The organism is Exiguobacterium sp. BRG2, assembly GCF_031844245.1.
In the GTDB taxonomy this organism is placed as follows: Bacteria; Bacillota; Bacilli; order Exiguobacteriales; family Exiguobacteriaceae; genus Exiguobacterium_A.
This window is the reverse complement of record NZ_JAUZUW010000015.1, coordinates 23,025-37,412: the sequence shown is the minus strand read 5'-3', so window position 1 is coordinate 37,412 and position 14,388 is coordinate 23,025. Positions and strand designations below refer to the sequence as shown.

Sequence of the window (14,388 nt, the reverse complement as noted above, 5' to 3'; positions counted from 1 at the left end):
TCTTTGGAATTAAAGTACTTCCGGTGCCAACGAGACGATCTTCATGAAGTCTTTTTCACGAAGTTCGCGTGCGACTGGTCCGAAGATACGTGTGCCACGTGGGCTTTTGTCATCTTTGATGATGACTGCTGCGTTTTCGTCAAAACGGATGTACGAACCGTCTTTACGACGAACGCCACGTTTAGTACGAACGACTACTGCGCGTACAACTTCACCTTTTTTGACAACGCCACCTGGTGTTGCTTGTTTTACTGTACAAACAATAACGTCACCGATGTTAGCAGTTTTACGACCAGAACCACCGAGGACTTTGATCGTCAAGACTTCACGAGCTCCTGAGTTGTCTGCTACTTTTAAGCGAGATTCTTGTTGAATCATACGATTGTACCTCCCTCCGGATGTTTATTCACCCGAACTAATTAGAGTTTAGATGATTACTGCTTCTTCAATGACTTCTACGAGACGGAAACGTTTGTCCTTAGATAATGGACGTGTTTCTTGAATGCGTACAACATCACCGATTTTAGCTGTGTTGTTTTCATCATGCGCTTTGTACTTTTTAGAGTAGTTTACGCGTTTGCCGTAAAGCTTGTGCTTTACTTTTGTTTCAACTGTAACTACGATCGTTTTGTCCATTTTGTCAGAAACGACGCGTCCAGTTAACACTTTGCGGTTGTTAGTGCGTTCCATTGAGTGTTCCTCCTCTCAGAATCCGAGTGAATTATGCGTTGTTGATGCCGAGTTCGCGTTCACGAAGAACGGTTTTCGCGCGTGCAATCGACTTGCGCACTTCACGGATACGAGCAGGGTTCTCAAGCTGACCAGTCGCGAGTTGGAAACGAAGGTTGAACAACTCTTCTTTCCACGAACCGACTTTACCGTTAAGCTCTTCAGTTGTTTGCTGACGGAGATCAGTTGCTTTCATTCGTATCACCACCATTTTCTTCACGTTTTACGAACTTACATTTTACTGGAAGTTTGTGTGATGCAAGACGGAGAGCTTCGCGTGCGATCTCTTCCGATACTCCTGCGATTTCGAACATTACTTTACCCGGTTTGACGACTGCTACCCAGCCCTCCGGAGCACCTTTACCTGAACCCATTCGGACTTCAAGAGGTTTTTTAGTGTATGGCTTGTGTGGGAAGATCTTGATCCACACTTTACCACCACGTTTCATATAACGAGTCATCGCGATACGCGCTGATTCGATTTGACGGCTAGTGATCCAGCTAGCTTCTTGAGCTTGGATACCGAACTCGCCGAAGTGTACTGTAGTACCACGTTTCGCTTTACCACGCATGTTGCCGCGGTGAACACGACGATATTTTACACGTTTTGGTAACAACATGTTGTGTTGCCTCCTTCCCTAGACGGATGTGGATTATTCTTCGTTTGCTGCTGCTTTTTTCGTAGGAAGCACTTCACCGTGGTGGAGCCATACTTTTACGCCAATTTTGCCGTAAGTTGTATCAGCTTCTGCAGTACCGTAATCGATGTCTGCACGGAGTGTATGAAGTGGAACTGTTCCTTCCGAATACTTCTCAGAACGAGCGATATCAGCGCCACCAAGACGACCAGAAACTTCAGTCTTGATTCCTTTGATACCAGAACGCATTGAGCGTTGGATTGATTGCTTCATAGCACGACGGAACGATACGCGACCTTCAAGTTGGCGAGCGATGTTCTCAGCGACGAGCTTAGCAACTGCATCCGGGTTTTTCACTTCAACGACGTTAACGTGAACGCGTTTGCCTTTTGCAAGGTTAGTGATGTCTTTACGAAGTGTTTCGATTTCAGAACCGCCTTTACCGATAACCATACCAGGCTTAGCAGTGTGAAGTGAGATGTTCAAGCGGTTAGCTGCGCGCTCGATTTCTACTTTAGAGACACTAGCGTCTTTAAGACGTTTTTCGATATATTCACGAACTACGTAGTCTTCATGAAGGAGATCAGCATAGTCTTTATCTGCGAACCAACGTGATTCCCAGTCTTTGATGATACCTACGCGAAGACCAGTTGGGTTAATCTTCTGACCCACGGTAATCCCTCCTTATTTTTCAGATACCACGATGTGAACGTGGCTCGTACGTTTGTTGATGCGGCTTGCGCGACCCATTGCACGTGGGCGGAAACGTTTGAGCGTTGGACCTTCGTTTACGTAAGCCTCAGTGACTACGAGGTTTTCGATGTTCATGTCGAAGTTGTGCTCAGCGTTCGCGATTGCCGATTTCAATACTTTCTCAACGATTGGCGTTGCTGCCTTGTTCGTGTAAGCAAGAATCGAAAGTGCTTCGCCGATTTGCTTCCCGCGGATTAAGTCTACTACGAGACGTGCCTTACGAGGAGCAATGCGAACCATATTAGCCGATGCTTTTGATTGCATAATGAGTACCTCCCCTCAGATTAACGTTTCGTTTTCTTATCGTTTCCAGCATGTCCTTTGTAAGAACGTGTTGGAGCGAATTCACCAAGTTTGTGACCGACCATATCTTCTGTCACGTAAACCGGTACGTGTTTACGACCATCGTAGACAGCGATCGTGTGACCGATGAACTCTGGGAAGATTGTCGAGCGGCGTGACCAAGTTTTGATGACATGTTTGTCACCAGCTTCGTTGGCTTTATCAACCTTAGCGAGCAGATGGTGATCTGCGAATGGACCTTTTTTCAAGCTGCGACCCATAGTTGTACCTCCCTTTGGCATGATTCAGGAACGGTTCCTACGAACCGTCCAGAAATCATGTAATTATTTTTTAGAACGACGGACGATATATTTATCGCTCGCTTTGTTTTTCTTACGAGTTTTGTATCCGAGTGCCGGTTTACCCCAAGGAGTAAGTGGGCCCGAACGACCGATTGGAGCACGTCCTTCACCACCACCGTGTGGGTGATCGACTGGGTTCATGACAGAACCACGAACTGTAGGACGTTTTCCGAGCCAGCGTGAACGACCAGCTTTACCGATATTGACGAGCTCGTGCTCTTCATTACCGACAGCGCCGACTGTTGCACGGCAAGTAGCAAGGATCATACGAGTTTCGCCTGATTGAAGACGAACGATCGCGTATTTACCATCTTTACCGAGAAGCTGAGCAGAAGTACCAGCTGCGCGAACGAGCTGACCACCTTTACCTGGCTTAAGTTCGATGTTGTGGATCAACGTACCGACTGGGATGTTTGAAAGTGGAAGAGCATTACCGACTTTAATGTCAGCTTCTGGTCCAGCCATGACTTGCATGTCTACTTTCAAACCTTTCGGTGCGAGGATGTAGCGTTTTTCACCATCGATGTAGTGGATCAATGCGATGTTAGCAGAGCGGTTTGGATCGTACTCAATTGTAGCGACACGACCAGCGATGCCATCCTTGTTCCGTTTGAAGTCGATGATACGATATTTACGTTTGTGTCCGCCACCTTGGTGACGTACTGTCAAGCGACCTTGGTTGTTACGTCCGCCCTTTTTCGAAAGCTTTTCAGTTAACGATTTTTCAGGACGTGAAGCCGTAATCTCAGCAAAGTCGAGTGCAGTCATATTACGACGACCGTTAGTGGTCGGTTTAAACTTTTTAATTCCCATCGAGAGTTCCCTCCTTTTCTACAGAGTTCCGATTAACCGAGGTAATCGAGTTCTTTGCTATCTGCAGTAAGCGTGACGACCGCTTTTTTGCGGCGTGCTGTGTAACCAGCGTGACGACCTACGCGTTTTGCTTTTGGTTTTGAGATTAATGTGTTGACTTTGTCAACTTTCACTCCGAAGATCGCTTCAACTGCATCTTTGATTTGAGTCTTAGATGCCTTCACGTCTACTTCGAATGTGTACTTTTTCTCAGCCATTTGGTTTACTGAACGTTCAGTAATGACAGGACGTTTGATAATGTCGTGTGTGTGTGCCATTATGCAAGCACCTCCTCTACTCTCGCAACAGCGTCCTTCGTAATGATGACTTTGTCATGAGCGACAAGATCAAGGACGTTTACACCTGCAGCGTCAACGACTGTGACACCTGGGATGTTGCGTGTTGAAAGAACGACTGACTCGTTGTAATCAGCAGTAACGACGAGAACTTTACGTTCGATTGAAAGAGCAGCGAATACTGCGATCATGTCCTTAGTTTTAGGAGCATCGATTGTCAATCCTTCAAGAACGATGAACTCGTTGTTAGCGACTTTCGAAGAAAGTGCTGAACGAAGTGCGAGACGACGAACCTTTTTAGGAAGTTTGTAAGCGTACGAACGTGGTGTTGGACCGAAGACTGTTCCACCGCCAACCCATTGTGGCGAACGGATCGAACCTTGGCGTGCACGACCAGTACCTTTTTGTTTCCATGGTTTACGGCCGCCACCGCGAACTTCCGAGCGACCTTTTGTATCATGTGTACCTTGGCGACGTGAAGCTTGTTGCATGACGATTGCATCGTATACGACTGCTTCATTTGGCTCGATTCCGAAAACGGCATCTGCGAGCTCGATGTCTCCAACTTGTGTACCTGTTTGGTTAAGCAAAGCTACTTTAGGCATTCGTTATTCCTCCTTTCCTTGCAAACGGATTAGTTGCCTTTAACCGCAGATTTGATGACAACTTGGCTCTTACGTGCGCCTGGGATAGCACCCTTGACGAGGAGTAAGCCGCGTTCTGCATCAACTTTTACGATTTCAAGGTTTTGAACAGTGATTTGCTCTCCACCCATGCGTCCAGGGAGCAATTTCCCTTTGAATACACGGTTAGGAGCAACAGGACCCATTGAACCTGGGCGACGGTGGTAACGCGAACCGTGAGCCATTGGACCACGTGATTGGTTGTGACGCTTGATTGCACCAGCGAAACCTTTACCTTTCGACGTACCTGTTACATCAACCATTTCGCCTGCAGCGAAAGTATCTGCTTTAATCTCTTGACCGATTTCGAAATCTGCTACTGATGTACGGATTTCTTTAATGAAGCGCTTAGGTGTCGCGTTTGCTTTCGCAGCGTGACCTTTTTGCGGTTTGTTTTGACGACCTTCTTTGATATCACCAAAGCCGAGTTGGACTGCTTCGTAACCGTCAACTTCCGTTGTTTTCAATTGAAGAACAACGTTACCTTCGACTGAAACGACAGTAACAGGGACGACTTCGCCTGACTCGTTGAAGATTTGTGTCATACCGAGTTTAGTTCCTAAGATTCCTTTAGCCATGAGATACACCTCCTAATATTGAATGATTTTGATCTTCTGGCTAGTATCAACTATCTATAGAAGAAAAATTAAAGTTTGATTTCGATGTCAACGCCCGATGGAAGTTCGAGACGCATAAGCGCATCAACAGTTTTCGGTGTTGGGTTAACGATGTCGATCAAACGTTTGTGTGTACGCATTTCGAACTGCTCACGAGCATCTTTATACTTGTGAACGGCACGAAGTACTGTGTAGACCGCTTTCTCCGTTGGGAGTGGGATCGGACCAGATACAGTAGCACCTGAACGTTTTGCTGTGTCGACAATCTTCTCAGCCGATTGATCAAGCACGCGGTGATCGTATGCTTTCAAACGGATCCGAATTTTTTCATTTGCCATGTTATTTCCCTCCTTTTCGCCTATTTCGTAAATAGACATTCTCCGCGGAAATTTCCACACTAGCCATGGCAATGCCGCCTGGTGTGTCATAACCTCCCGCTTCATCGCGTTGTGTTTGTGACCAACATATTCTATCATACTGAATCACCAGCAAGAATGCAAGCACTAATAAAATAGAATATGTATTCAAGTCTCTCACCACTCGCACAAACACTTTCCTCAGTATATAAGATGTCAGACCATGTTGCAAGACTGTTTTCAAAGAAATGAAAAAAGGTCTTCCGCCACGGGAGACGGAAGACCTTTGTCTTAAAAATTACTCAACGATTTCTGTAACTGATCCAGCGCCTACTGTACGGCCACCTTCACGGATTGAGAAACGAGTTTCTTTTTCAAGAGCGATTGGTGCGATGAGTTCAACAGTCATTTCGATGTTGTCCCCAGGCATAACCATTTCAGTACCTTCTGGAAGTTGAACCATACCAGTTACGTCAGTTGTACGGAAGTAGAACTGCGGGCGGTAGTTCGCGAAGAATGGCGTGTGACGGCCACCCTCTTCTTTAGAAAGAACGTAAACTTGCGCTTTGAACTTTTTGTGTGGTGTGATTGTGTTTGGTTTCGCGAGAACTTGTCCACGCTCGATGTCGTCACGTGATACACCACGGAGAAGAGCACCGATGTTGTCGCCAGCTTCAGCATAGTCAAGAAGCTTACGGAACATCTCTACACCAGTACATACTGATTTTTTAGTTTCTTCGTGAAGACCAACGATTTCGATCTCGTCGTTGACTTTAAGAACTCCACGCTCAACGCGGCCAGTAGCAACTGTACCACGACCAGTGATTGAGAAGACATCCTCAACTGGCATCATGAAGTCTTTTTCAGTGTCACGAGTTGGTTCTGGGATGTACTCATCGACAGCTGCCATGAGTTCAAGAATTTTTTCTTCCCATTTAGCTTCGCCGTTAAGCGCGCCAAGAGCAGAACCTTGGATAACTGGGAGGTCATCACCTGGGAAGTCGTACTCAGAAAGAAGTTCACGGATTTCCATTTCGACGAGCTCAAGAAGCTCTTCGTCGTCAACCATGTCAACTTTGTTCATGAATACTACGATGAAAGGAACACCTACTTGACGTGAAAGCAAGATGTGCTCACGTGTTTGTGGCATTGGACCATCTGTTGCAGAAACAACGAGGATCGCGCCGTCCATTTGTGCAGCACCAGTGATCATGTTTTTAACATAGTCAGCGTGACCTGGGCAGTCAACGTGTGCATAGTGGCGTTTTTCTGTTTCGTACTCGATGTGAGCTGTTGCGATTGTGATACCGCGCTCGCGCTCTTCTGGAGCACCATCGATTTGGTCAAACTTAGTTGCAGCTTTACCTTGTGCTTTTGCAAGTACAGCTGAGATAGCTGCTGTTAAAGTTGTTTTACCGTGGTCGACGTGGCCGATTGTACCAACGTTAACGTGCGGTTTAGAACGGTCGAATTTTTCCTTACCCATTCTGAATTCCTCCTCTATGTGTCTAATAATTTTTTATAACTAGGAAGGTGAGTCGTAAGATAACGTACACCTTCCTTAGCTTACACTAATCATAAAAGCGTGACAACCTGTGAAGGATTAGCCGTTCGCTTTTTTGATGATTTCTTCCGCAACTGATTTCGGTACTTCTTCGTAGTGATCGAAGTGCATCGAGTACGTTCCGCGACCTTGTGTGCGTGAACGAAGACCAGTAGCGTATCCGAACATTTCAGAAAGTGGAATCATTGAACGGACAACTTGAGCGTTACCGCGTGCTTCCATACCTTCTACGCGACCACGGCGTGATGTAACATCACCCATGATGTCTCCCATGTATTCGTCTGGGATGACGATTTCAACTTTCATCATTGGCTCAAGGATAACAGCGCCGCTCTTATCTTTGAGTTGTTTGACTGCCATTGAAGCCGCAACTTTAAATGCCATCTCGTTTGAGTCGACATCGTGGTACGATCCGAAGACGAGTGAAGCTTTTACGTCAACGACCGGGTAACCAGCAAGGATACCGTTTTGAAGTGCTTCTTCGATTCCGTTTTCAACCGCTGGGATGTATTCACGTGGAACAACACCACCGACGATTTTGTTGTTGAACTCGAAGCCAGCGCCTTCTTCGTTCGGCTCGAATTCTACGACGACGTGACCATACTGACCACGACCACCAGATTGACGAGCGAACTTCGAATCGATCTTCGCCGCTTGGCGGATCGTTTCACGGTAAGCTACTTGTGGAGCACCAACGTTTGCTTCGACTTTGAACTCGCGACGCATACGGTCAACGATGATGTCGAGGTGAAGCTCACCCATACCTGAGATGATCGTTTGACCAGTCTCTGGGTTTGTTTCAGTGCGGAACGTTGGATCCTCTTCAGCAAGCTTAGCGAGGGCTTGACCCATTTTATCTTGGTCAGCTTTCGTTTTTGGTTCGATAGCGACCGAGATAACTGGTTCTGGGAATGTCATTGATTCGAGAACGACGTTGTCTTTCTCTGCACAAAGCGTATCTCCAGTAGTCGTATCTTTCAAACCTACAGCTGCAGCGATGTCACCCGCGTATACCATCGGGATCTCTTCACGGCTGTTTGCGTGCATTTGAAGGATACGTCCAAGACGCTCACGTTTGCCTTTTGTTGAGTTTTTAACGTACGATCCTGCCGAAGCTGTACCAGAGTACACACGGAAGAATGTCAATTTACCGACGTAAGGGTCAGTCATGACTTTGAACGCGAGTGCAGAGAATGGTGCTTCGTCCGAAGACTCACGCACGATTTCTTCATCCGTATCCATGTCGATACCTGAGATCGCTTTTACGTCGATTGGTGATGGGAGGTAATCGAGAACTGCGTCAAGCATGAGCTGAACACCTTTGTTCTTGAATGCCGAACCTACGAGTACAGGATAGAAGTCAACTGTCAGAGTTGCTTTACGGATAGCCGCTTTCAACTCGTCGATTGTGATTTCTTCACCCTCGAGGTATTTCATCATCAATTCTTCTTCGTAATCCGCAACTGCTTCGATCAATGATCCACGGAGTTCTTCAGCTTGATCAGCGAGATCAGCTGGGAAACCGTCAGTCACTTCGATGTCAGTTCCGAGATCGTTACCGTACATGTATGTTTTCTGTTCGACGAGGTCGATGATTCCTTTGAATTCATCTTCCGCACCGATTGGAAGTTGGATCGCGTGTGCGTTCGCTTGGAGGCGTTCGCGAAGCGTTCCGACCGAGTACAAGAAGTCTGCACCGATTTTATCCATTTTGTTAACGAAAACGATACGTGGTACGCCGTAAGTTGTAGCTTGGCGCCATACTGTCTCAGTTTGTGGCTCAACACCAGACTGAGCGTCAAGTACTGCTACCGCACCATCAAGTACGCGAAGTGAACGTTCAACCTCAACTGTGAAGTCTACGTGTCCAGGTGTATCGATGATGTTTACGCGGTTACCTTTCCATTGAGCAGTTGTTGCTGCCGATGTAATCGTGATCCCACGCTCTTGCTCTTGCTCCATCCAGTCCATTTGTGAAGCACCTTCGTGCGTTTCACCAATCTTGTGGATACGACCCGTGTAATACAGGATACGCTCAGTCGTTGTTGTTTTACCAGCATCGATGTGAGCCATGATCCCGATGTTACGAGTGTTCTTAAGGGAGAATTCTCTTGCCATCTTTAAACATTCTCCTTTCGCATTTTAGTTTAGTGGTCGTGTGTTGCCACACGTCATGACTATACCCGAAAGCCACCTCATAATTCCATTGAAAATGGCATGCATGAGGTGGTGATTTTCGGAATTACCAGCGGTAGTGAGCAAACGCTTTGTTCGCTTCCGCCATTTTGTGCATATCTTCGCGCTTCTTAACAGAAGCACCAGTGTTGTTTGCAGCGTCCATGATTTCGTTAGCAAGGCGCGCATCCATAGTTTTTTCGTTACGGAGACGTGAGTAGTTCACGAGGTAACGAAGTGCGAGTGTCGTACGACGCTCTGGGCGAACTTCGACAGGAACTTGATAGTTAGCTCCACCTACACGGCGTGCTTTAACTTCAAGAACTGGCATGATGTTGTTCATCGCTTCTTCAAAGACTTCCATTGCATCGCGACCTGAACGTTCAGCGATAGTTTCGAAAGCTTTGTATAAGATTTGTTGAGCAGTACCTTTTTTACCATCTAACATAAGACGGTTGATAAGGCGGGTAACGAGTTTAGAGTTGTAGATCGGATCAGCCATTACATCACGACGTTCTGCTTGACCTTTACGTGGCATTCCGAGTCCCTCCTTTCATATAGTGAGGTGATATCTTAAGATATCTAGATTATTTTTTAACTTTAGGACGTTTCGTACCGTATTTCGAACGACCTTGCATACGGCCGTCAACACCAGCTGTATCAAGCGCACCACGAACGATGTGGTAACGTACCCCTGGTAAGTCTTTTACGCGGCCGCCGCGGATAAGAACAACACTGTGCTCTTGAAGATTGTGGCCGATACCTGGGATGTAAGCTGTTACTTCCATTGTGTTCGTCAAACGTACACGTGCGTATTTACGAAGAGCCGAGTTCGGTTTCTTCGGAGTCATTGTACCTACACGAGTACAAACACCACGTTTTTGTGGTGAGCTGATGTCAGTACGAGCTTTAATGAAGCTGTTGTACCCTTTGTTCAGCGCTGGCGAATCTGATTTCACAACTTTTGATTGACGTCCTTTACGGACTAATTGGTTGATAGTAGGCATCTTTGAGATCCTCCCTTCCTGAATTCATGACAAATTTCAAAACCACCGAGCCGGGTGGTTCATCGAAAGTCATAATGAAACGTTTTGCGTGGCTCAGGCATTCCATCGCCACACAAAACGCATTATCAAACTTTCTTAATGGCAACAGCTGTTGCTGCGACATCGATTCCACAAGCTTTTCCAAGCTCTTGCTTAGAAGGAACATTCACGACTGGAACGTTAGCTTGTTTCGCCGCTTCGAGCAATGCTTGTTTTACGTGTTCATCTGCGTCATCCGCAATGATCACTTCCGACGCCTTGCCAGATCGCAATGCTTTGAGCGTTTGCTTTTGACCGACAAACTTCAAATCTGCGCCGACTACTTTTTTGTAAGACATGAAGATATCCTCCAAAATAACACAGCCGGTTGGCAACACTATATCATAGTAGCACCGCCATACCGGCGTGTCAAGGCGTTTTATTCTACCGGAGAATCGGCTTCTACAGGTGCTTCGCCAGCTACTTCGAGATCGATCTGACGGTAACGTGACATCCCAGTACCAGCTGGAACCAACTTACCGATGATGACGTTCTCTTTCAAGCCGCGAAGGTAGTCGCTCTTCCCTTTAATCGCTGCATCCGTAAGGACACGAGTCGTTTCTTGGAACGACGCAGCCGATAGGAATGAATCTGTTTCAAGTGACGCTTTCGTGATACCGAGAAGAACTGGTTTCGCCGAAGCGAGAGCTTTCCCGTTACGGAGCGCTTCTTTACAAGCTTCCTTGAACGTGCTGATATCGACGAGCGAACCTGGTAAGAGTGAAGTCTCACCAGACTCGATGACACGTACGCGACGAATCATTTGGCGAACCATGACCTCGACGTGTTTGTCACCGATCTCAACCCCTTGCATCCGGTATACTTTTTGAACTTCTTGAAGCAAGTAGTTCTGAACGCCGGATACACCTTTAACGTTCAAGAGCTCTTTCGGATCGATCGAACCTTCCGTGAAGACTTGACCGGCTTTGACCTCGTCCCCGAGCTGAACACGTAGACGCGAACCGAATGGGATCGTGTATGTGCGTGTTTCGCTGAGTCCTTGGACCGTCAATTCACGTTTGTCACGCGATTCCGTGAAGTCGATGACTTGACCATCGATTTCCGAGATGACCGCTTGACCTTTCGGGTTACGCGCTTCGAACAACTCTTGGATACGCGGAAGACCTTGTGTGATATCGTCCCCGGCAACCCCACCTGTGTGGAAGGTACGCATCGTAAGCTGCGTTCCTGGCTCACCGATTGATTGTGCCGCGATGATACCGACAGCTTCGCCGACTTCGACGTCGTTGCCTGTTGCCAAGTTACGTCCGTAACATTTCTTACAGACACCATGGCTTGTGTTACATGTGAAGGCAGTACGGATCTCAACGTTATCGACACCAGCGTCAGTGATGGCACGCGCAAGATCTTCATCGATGAGTTCGTTCGTTGAAACGAGGACTTCTCCTGTTTCAGGGTGAACGACGTTTTCGAATGCAGTACGGCCGACGAGGCGGTCGTAGAGGCTTTCGATCTCTTCCGTTCCTTCACGGAGTGCTGTGACGCGGATACCACGATCCGTTCCACAATCATCTTCACGGATGATGACGTCTTGAGCGACGTCAACGAGACGACGAGTCAGGTAACCTGAGTCAGCCGTTTTCAAGGCTGTATCGGCAAGACCTTTACGTGCACCGTGTGTTGAGATGAAGTATTCCTGTACCGTTAGACCCTCACGGAACGATGATTTGATCGGGAGCTCGATGATCCGTCCACTTGGAGCGGCCATGAGTCCACGCATACCAGCGAGCTGCGTGAAGTTCGACGCGTTACCACGGGCACCGGAGTCACTCATCATGAAGATCGGGTTGAGACGGTTGAGGGATTTCATCAGACGAGACTGAATTTCATCCTTCGCATCATTCCACGATTTAACGACGCGCTCATAGCGCTCGTCTTCTGTGATGAGACCACGACGGTACGATTTCATGACGCGGTCGACATTGTCCTGCGCTTCAACAAGGATTTCTTGTTTATCCGGAAGAACGATGATGTCCGCGATCCCTACCGTGATACCGGCACGAGTCGAGTGTTTGAATCCGAGGTTTTTCATGCGGTCGAGCATACGGCTTGTTTCTGTCGTCTCAAACCGTTTGAAGACTTCCGCGATGACATTTCCAAGGAATCCTTTTTTGAACGGGTCGATGATCGGACGGTTCTTCAGTTCTGCCACGACATCTGTTCCTTTTTCAAGGAAGTACTTGTCTGGCGTCGCTTCTTGAAGGTTCGTCATCGTTGGTTCGTTCAAGTAAGGGAACGTCGTTGGGAGGATCTCGTTGAAGATCAACTTACCGACTGTCGTAATCAATAATTTCTCGTTTTGCTCTTCCGTGAATGTCGGGTTCTTGAGAACGCCGGCTGGAATCGCAACACGTGTATGGAAGTGCGCATAACCGTTTTGGTAAGCGATGAGCGCTTCGTTCACTGTTGAGAAGATTTTCCCTTCACCGATCGCATTTTCGCGCTCGAGCGTGAGGTAGTAGTTACCGAGGACCATATCCTGCGATGGTGTAACAACAGGTTTACCGTCTTTCGGGTTCAAGATGTTTTGTGCAGCGAGCATGAGAAGACGTGCTTCTGCTTGTGCTTCTGCCGAAAGTGGTACGTGAACCGCCATTTGGTCACCATCGAAATCGGCGTTGTATGCCGTACATACGAGTGGGTGAAGGCGAATCGCGCGTCCTTCGACGAGCGTTGGTTCGAACGCCTGGATACCGAGACGGTGAAGTGTCGGTGCACGGTTCAAGAGAACCGGATGCTCACGGATGACTTCTTCGAGGACATCCCAGATTTCAGGTTGAACGCGCTCGATTTTCCGTTTCGCACTCTTGATGTTCGGTGCGATGCCACGAGAGACGAGTTCTTTCATGACGAACGGTTTGAAGAGTTCAAGGGCCATTTCTTTTGGAAGACCACATTGATACATCTTCAGGTTTGGACCAACGACGATAACCGAACGACCAGAGTAGTCGACACGTTTACCGAGCAAGTTTTGACGGAAACGTCCTTGTTTCCCTTTCAACATGTGTGAAAGTGATTTAAGTGGACGGTTACCTGGTCCAGTAACTGGACGACCGCGACGACCGTTATCGATCAAAGCATCGACTGCTTCTTGAAGCATCCGTTTTTCATTCTGAACGATGATGTTCGGAGCGCCAAGGTCAAGAAGACGCTTGAGACGATTGTTACGGTTGATGACGCGGCGGTACAAGTCGTTCAAGTCAGACGTTGCGAAACGTCCGCCATCGAGTTGAACCATCGGACGAAGTTCCGGTGGGATGACTGGAAGTACTTCAAGCACCATCCATTCTGGATTGTTGCCTGAGTTACGGAACGCATCGAGGACTTCAAGGCGTTTGATCGCACGAGTACGACGTTGTCCTTGAATCATACGAAGCTCTTCACGTAATGCAGCGACTTCTTTATCGAGTTCCACGTCACGGAGCAATTTACGAACTGCTTCCGCACCCATTTCAGCAGTGAACGAACGACCGAACTTCTCACGATATGCACGGTATTCTTTCTCTGAAAGGAGTTGTTTCTTCTCAAGTGTCGATTCGCCTGGATCTGTAACGACGTACGACGCGAAGTAGATGATCTCTTCTAACGCACGCGGTGACATGTCGAGGACGAGTCCCATACGGCTAGGAATTCCTTTGAAGTACCAGATGTGCGAAACCGGTGCTGCGAGCTCGATGTGACCCATGCGCTCACGACGGACTTTCGACTTCGTGACTTCAACGCCACAGCGGTCACAAATGATTCCTTTATAGCGGATCCGTTTGTATTTACCACAGTAACATTCCCAGTCTTTTGTTGGACCAAAGATACGTTCACAGAACAAACCGTCTTTCTCCGGTTTGAGTGTACGATAGTTGATCGTCTCCGGCTTTTTCACTTCCCCGAAAGACCATGAACGGATCTTTTCGGGGGAAGCGAGGCCGATTTGCATATATTCAAATCTATTAACATCTACCAAGGGGTGGACCTCCCTTT

At 47.5% G+C, this 14,388-nt stretch carries 18 protein-coding genes; all 18 read right to left on the bottom strand.

Going from position 1 to position 14,388, the window contains the following annotated elements:
• Nucleotides 1–9: 9 nt before the first annotated feature.
• The 18 genes from rplN to rpoC all read right to left on the bottom strand — a co-directional run bounded on the left by rplN (nt 10) and on the right by rpoC (nt 14,371).
• Nucleotides 10–378, bottom strand: a complete 369-nt coding sequence (gene rplN / locus Q9R23_RS14980; RefSeq protein ID WP_012369019.1) for a 50S ribosomal protein L14 — start codon at nt 376–378, stop codon at nt 10–12.
• Nucleotides 379–426: 48 nt separating this feature from the next.
• Nucleotides 427–690, bottom strand: coding sequence for a 30S ribosomal protein S17 (gene rpsQ / locus Q9R23_RS14975; RefSeq protein WP_023466634.1), 264 nt, complete (start codon nt 688–690; stop codon nt 427–429).
• A 31-nt stretch (nt 691–721) separates the two neighbouring features.
• Nucleotides 722–925 (bottom strand): 50S ribosomal protein L29, encoded by a 204-nt coding sequence (gene rpmC / locus Q9R23_RS14970; protein WP_012369017.1) that lies wholly within the window; start codon nt 923–925, stop codon nt 722–724.
• Nucleotides 912–1,349 (bottom strand): 50S ribosomal protein L16, encoded by a 438-nt coding sequence (gene rplP, locus Q9R23_RS14965; protein ID WP_012369016.1) that lies wholly within the window; start codon nt 1,347–1,349, stop codon nt 912–914. Before rplP ends, rpmC begins: the two co-directional genes overlap by 14 nt.
• A gap of 33 nt (nt 1,350–1,382) precedes the next feature.
• Nucleotides 1,383–2,039: a 30S ribosomal protein S3 gene (gene rpsC / locus Q9R23_RS14960; protein ID WP_023466633.1), complete on the bottom strand. Its 657-nt coding sequence runs from the start codon at nt 2,037–2,039 to the stop codon at nt 1,383–1,385.
• A 12-nt stretch (nt 2,040–2,051) separates the two neighbouring features.
• Entirely contained in the window at nt 2,052–2,384 is a 333-nt protein-coding gene (gene rplV / locus Q9R23_RS14955; RefSeq protein ID WP_012369014.1) for a 50S ribosomal protein L22, read from the bottom strand.
• Nucleotides 2,385–2,404: 20 nt separating this feature from the next.
• Nucleotides 2,405–2,683, bottom strand: a complete 279-nt coding sequence (gene rpsS, locus Q9R23_RS14950) for a 30S ribosomal protein S19 (protein ID WP_012369013.1) — start codon at nt 2,681–2,683, stop codon at nt 2,405–2,407.
• Between the two features lie 63 nt (nt 2,684–2,746).
• The gene (gene rplB / locus Q9R23_RS14945; protein WP_023466632.1) at nt 2,747–3,577 is read right to left on the bottom strand and encodes a 50S ribosomal protein L2; all 831 of its coding nucleotides are present in this window, start codon (nt 3,575–3,577) and stop codon (nt 2,747–2,749) included.
• 32 nt (nt 3,578–3,609) lie between these two features.
• Nucleotides 3,610–3,894, bottom strand: coding sequence for a 50S ribosomal protein L23 (gene rplW / locus Q9R23_RS14940; RefSeq protein WP_023466631.1), 285 nt, complete (start codon nt 3,892–3,894; stop codon nt 3,610–3,612).
• Entirely contained in the window at nt 3,894–4,517 is a 624-nt protein-coding gene (gene rplD, locus Q9R23_RS14935; RefSeq protein WP_023466630.1) for a 50S ribosomal protein L4, read from the bottom strand. Before rplD ends, rplW begins: the two co-directional genes overlap by 1 nt.
• Nucleotides 4,518–4,546: 29 nt before the next feature.
• Nucleotides 4,547–5,173: a 50S ribosomal protein L3 gene (gene rplC / locus Q9R23_RS14930; RefSeq protein ID WP_058705174.1), complete on the bottom strand. Its 627-nt coding sequence runs from the start codon at nt 5,171–5,173 to the stop codon at nt 4,547–4,549.
• A 68-nt stretch (nt 5,174–5,241) separates the two neighbouring features.
• On the bottom strand, nt 5,242–5,550 hold the full coding sequence (rpsJ, locus tag Q9R23_RS14925) for a 30S ribosomal protein S10 (protein WP_029343090.1): 309 nt from the start codon (nt 5,548–5,550) through the stop codon (nt 5,242–5,244).
• A gap of 316 nt (nt 5,551–5,866) precedes the next feature.
• Nucleotides 5,867–7,054: an elongation factor Tu gene (gene tuf, locus Q9R23_RS14920; RefSeq protein WP_195866122.1), complete on the bottom strand. Its 1,188-nt coding sequence runs from the start codon at nt 7,052–7,054 to the stop codon at nt 5,867–5,869.
• Between the two features lie 117 nt (nt 7,055–7,171).
• Nucleotides 7,172–9,250: an elongation factor G gene (gene fusA / locus Q9R23_RS14915; protein ID WP_023466625.1), complete on the bottom strand. Its 2,079-nt coding sequence runs from the start codon at nt 9,248–9,250 to the stop codon at nt 7,172–7,174.
• 124 nt (nt 9,251–9,374) lie between these two features.
• The gene (rpsG, locus tag Q9R23_RS14910) at nt 9,375–9,845 is read right to left on the bottom strand and encodes a 30S ribosomal protein S7 (RefSeq protein ID WP_023466623.1); all 471 of its coding nucleotides are present in this window, start codon (nt 9,843–9,845) and stop codon (nt 9,375–9,377) included.
• Nucleotides 9,846–9,894: 49 nt separating this feature from the next.
• Nucleotides 9,895–10,314, bottom strand: a complete 420-nt coding sequence (rpsL, locus tag Q9R23_RS14905; RefSeq protein WP_023466621.1) for a 30S ribosomal protein S12 — start codon at nt 10,312–10,314, stop codon at nt 9,895–9,897.
• Between the two features lie 125 nt (nt 10,315–10,439).
• A complete protein-coding gene (locus Q9R23_RS14900) occupies nt 10,440–10,691 on the bottom strand; it encodes a ribosomal L7Ae/L30e/S12e/Gadd45 family protein (protein ID WP_056064895.1) in 252 nt (83 codons plus the stop codon).
• An 80-nt stretch (nt 10,692–10,771) separates the two neighbouring features.
• Nucleotides 10,772–14,371 (bottom strand): DNA-directed RNA polymerase subunit beta', encoded by a 3,600-nt coding sequence (rpoC, locus tag Q9R23_RS14895; RefSeq protein ID WP_285801423.1) that lies wholly within the window; start codon nt 14,369–14,371, stop codon nt 10,772–10,774.
• Nucleotides 14,372–14,388: the final 17 nt, after the last annotated feature.

Bases quoted from the DNA above. Each gene is read 5' to 3' on its own strand.
- rplD (WP_023466630.1), bottom strand. From the start codon at position 4,517: ATGCCTAAAGTAGCTTTGCTTAACCAAACAGGTACACAAGTTGGAGAC.
- rpsS (WP_012369013.1), bottom strand. From the start codon at position 2,683: ATGGGTCGCAGCTTGAAAAAAGGTCCATTCGCAGATCACCATCTGCTC.
- rplW (WP_023466631.1), bottom strand. From the start codon at position 3,894: ATGGCACACACACACGACATTATCAAACGTCCTGTCATTACTGAACGT.
- rplP (WP_012369016.1), bottom strand. From the start codon at position 1,349: ATGTTGTTACCAAAACGTGTAAAATATCGTCGTGTTCACCGCGGCAAC.
- fusA (WP_023466625.1), bottom strand. From the start codon at position 9,250: ATGGCAAGAGAATTCTCCCTTAAGAACACTCGTAACATCGGGATCATG.
- tuf (WP_195866122.1), bottom strand. From the start codon at position 7,054: ATGGGTAAGGAAAAATTCGACCGTTCTAAACCGCACGTTAACGTTGGT.
- rpsG (WP_023466623.1), bottom strand. From the start codon at position 9,845: ATGCCACGTAAAGGTCAAGCAGAACGTCGTGATGTAATGGCTGATCCG.
- rplB (WP_023466632.1), bottom strand. From the start codon at position 3,577: ATGGGAATTAAAAAGTTTAAACCGACCACTAACGGTCGTCGTAATATG.
- rpsL (WP_023466621.1), bottom strand. From the start codon at position 10,314: ATGCCTACTATCAACCAATTAGTCCGTAAAGGACGTCAATCAAAAGTT.
- rplC (WP_058705174.1), bottom strand. From the start codon at position 5,173: ATGGCTAAAGGAATCTTAGGAACTAAACTCGGTATGACACAAATCTTC.
- rplN (WP_012369019.1), bottom strand. From the start codon at position 378: ATGATTCAACAAGAATCTCGCTTAAAAGTAGCAGACAACTCAGGAGCT.
- rplV (WP_012369014.1), bottom strand. From the start codon at position 2,384: ATGCAATCAAAAGCATCGGCTAATATGGTTCGCATTGCTCCTCGTAAG.
- Q9R23_RS14900 (WP_056064895.1), bottom strand. From the start codon at position 10,691: ATGTCTTACAAAAAAGTAGTCGGCGCAGATTTGAAGTTTGTCGGTCAA.
- rpsJ (WP_029343090.1), bottom strand. From the start codon at position 5,550: ATGGCAAATGAAAAAATTCGGATCCGTTTGAAAGCATACGATCACCGC.
- rpmC (WP_012369017.1), bottom strand. From the start codon at position 925: ATGAAAGCAACTGATCTCCGTCAGCAAACAACTGAAGAGCTTAACGGT.
- rpsQ (WP_023466634.1), bottom strand. From the start codon at position 690: ATGGAACGCACTAACAACCGCAAAGTGTTAACTGGACGCGTCGTTTCT.